This is a genomic window from Gemella sp. zg-1178, from assembly GCF_018790995.1.
GTDB lineage: Bacteria > Bacillota > Bacilli > Staphylococcales > Gemellaceae > Gemelliphila.
On the sequence record NZ_JAHKEI010000046.1, the window covers coordinates 1 to 3,140 of the forward strand.

2 rRNA genes are annotated in these 3,140 nt (G+C 47.7%); both read right to left on the reverse strand.

The features are described 5' to 3' along the window. A 5S ribosomal RNA gene (rrf, locus tag KMP12_RS07245) occupies nt 1-106 on the reverse strand; the annotation flags it as partial. A gap of 58 nt (nt 107-164) precedes the next feature. Then, nucleotides 165-3,047, reverse strand: a 23S ribosomal RNA gene (locus KMP12_RS07250). Nucleotides 3,048-3,140 lie beyond the last annotated feature (93 nt).

Here is a 3,140-nt window from a genome sequence, read left to right on the forward strand (position 1 = left end):
CGTTCTAATCTCGCAGGTTCTAAGACCAACTACCCTCGACGCTAAAGAGCTTAACTTCTGTGTTCGGTATGGTTACAGGTGTGTCCTCTTTGCTATCGCCACCAGACGAAAACTTTATATATATTATATTATATCCAATCTACTTTGTCAATTCCAAAACTTACTTGATTAAGTCTTCGACCTATTAGTTTTAGTCAGCTCAATGTGTTACCACACTTACACTCCTAACCTATTCTCCTTGTCGTCTTCAAGGGGTCTTATACTACGTGGGAAATCTCATCTTGAGGGGGGCTTCATGCTTAGATGCTTTCAGCTCTTATCCCGTCCGTATTTAGCTACCCAGCTATGCCACTGGCGCAACAACTGGTACACCATTGATACGTCCATCCCGGTCCTCTCGTACTAAGGACAGCTCCTCTCAAATTTCCTACGCCCACGACGGATAGGGACCGAACTGTCTCACGACGTTCTGAACCCAGCTCGCGTACCGCTTTAATGGGCGAACAGCCCAACCCTTGGGACCGACTACAGCCCCAGGATGCGATGAGCCGACATCGAGGTGCCAAACCTCCCCGTCGATGTGGACTCTTGGGGGAGATAAGCCTGTTATCCCCAGGGTAGCTTTTATCCGTTGAGCGATGGCCCTTCCATTCGGTACCACCGGATCACTAAGTCCTGCTTTCGCACCTGCTCGACTTGTCTGTCTCACAGTCAAGCTCCCTTGTGCCTTTACACTCTCTAAATGATTTCCAACCATTCTGAGGGAACCTTTGAACGCCTCCGTTACTCTTTAGGAGGCGACCGCCCCAGTCAAACTGCCTACCTGACACTGTCTCTGAGTTTTCTATTCTCTAGGTTAGAATTCCAATACAGCAAGGGTAGTATCCCAACATCGCCTCCTCGTACACTGGCGTGCACGTCTCCTAGGCTCCTACCTATCCTGTACATACTGCATCAAAATTCAATATCAAGCTACAGTAAAGCTCCATGGGGTCTTTCCGTCCTGTCGCGGGTAACCTGCATCTTCACAGGTACTATGATTTCACCGAGTCCATCGTTGAGACAGTGCCCAAATCGTTACGCCTTTCGTGCGGGTCGGAACTTACCCGACAAGGAATTTCGCTACCTTAGGACCGTTATAGTTACGGCCGCCGTTTACTGGGGCTTCAATTCATACCTTCGCTTGCGCTAAGCACTCCTCTTAACCTTCCAGCACCGGGCAGGCGTCAGCCCCTATACTTCACCTTGCGGTTTTGCAGAGACCTGTGTTTTTGATAAACAGTCGCTTGGGCCTATTCACTGCGACCACATCTCTGTGGCTCCCCTTCTCCCTAAGTTACGGGGTCATTTTGCCGAGTTCCTTAACGATGGTTCTCTCGCTCACCTTAGAATTCTCTTCCCAACTACCTGTGTCGGTTTGCGGTACGGGCACCTCTTATCTCGATAGCGGCTTTTCTTGAGAGTTTGGTTTTAGCAACTTCGCTACTTGTTTTCGCTCCCCTTAACGCTTCATGATTATGCTTGGCGGTTTTTCCTACCTCGCTCACTTTGCGCTTAGACGTACTATTCCATCAGTACGATTGCTTAACCTCCTCTGTCCCCACTTCTCTCAATTGATATTTGGTGGTACAGGAATTTCTACCTGTTGTCCATCGGCTTTTCCTTTCGGATTCACCTTAGGTCCCGACTTACCCAGGGCGGACGAGCCTTCCCCTGGAAACCTTAGTCTTTCGGTGGATAGGATTCTCACCTATCTTTCGCTACTCACACCGGCATTCTCACTTCTAACCGCTCCACCTCACCTTCCAGTTCGGCTTCACCGCTGTTAGAACGCTCTCCTACCATATAACATTAGTTATATCCGCAGCTTCGGTTGTTTGTTTAGCCCCGGTACATTTTCGGCGCAATGTCACTCGACCAGTGAGCTATTACGCACTCTTTAAATGGTGGCTGCTTCTAAGCCAACATCCTGGTTGTCTGTGCATCATCACATCCTTTTCCACTTAACATACAATTTGGGACCTTAGCTGGCGGTCTGGGCTGTTTCCCTTTTGACTACGAACCTTATCACCCGCAGTCTGACTCCCGTTTATATTTATTTGGCATTCGGAGTTTATCTGAATTCGGTAACCCGGGATGGGCCCCTAGTCCAAATAGTGCTCTACCTCCAATAAACTTCTAACGAGGCTAGCCCTAAAGCTATTTCGGAGAGAACCAGCTATTTCCAAGTTCGATTGGAATTTCTCCCCTACCCACAGCTCATCCAAACACTTTTCAACGTGTCCTGGTTCGGTCCTCCATTCAGTGTTACCTAAACTTCAACCTGGCCATGGGTAGATCACTTGGTTTCGGGTCTACTCCATCATACTATTTCGCCCTTTTAAGACTCGCTTTCGCTTCGGCTCCATGTCTTCCACTTAACCTTGCATGATAGAGTAACTCGCCGGTTCATTCTACAAAAGGCACGCCATCACACTTATATAGTGCTCTGACTAGTTGTAAGCACACGGTTTCAGGTTCTTTTTCACTCCCCTCCCGGGGTTCTTTTCACCTTTCCCTCACGGTACTGGTTCACTATCGGTCACTAGGTAGTATTTAGCCTTGCCAGATGGTCCTGGCTGTTTCCAACGGAATTTCTCGTGTTCCGCTGTACTCAGGTCCTATCTCTTTTCAATTTGCCATTTCGTCTACAGGGCTTTTACCTTCTTTGGCTCGCCTTCCCATGTGATTTGACTATGGCTTTTCTCCAATTTGTTGATAGTCCTACAACCCCCTAAAGCATGCTTTAGGGTTTGGGCTTTTTCCTTTTCGCTCGCCGCTACTTAGGAAATCGATTTTTCTTTCTTTTCCTGCAGGTACTTAGATGTTTCAGTTCTCTGCGTTACCTCCCTTTCGGGTGACAGCTTTTTATTTCTGCCGGGTTGCCCCATTCGGATATCTACGGATCTTTGATTACTTACGTCTTCCCGTAGCGTTTCGTCGTTTGTCACGTCCTTCTTCGGCTCCTAGTGCCAAGGCATTCTCCGTGTGCTCTTTTCTACTTAATCGTGTAGCTTTGGCTTCGTTTTTTCCTTGAACTCTTTTTCTCGGTTTTTCTCTTGTAAATCTTCTTTATAATATATATTCTGTTTTCATTGTGC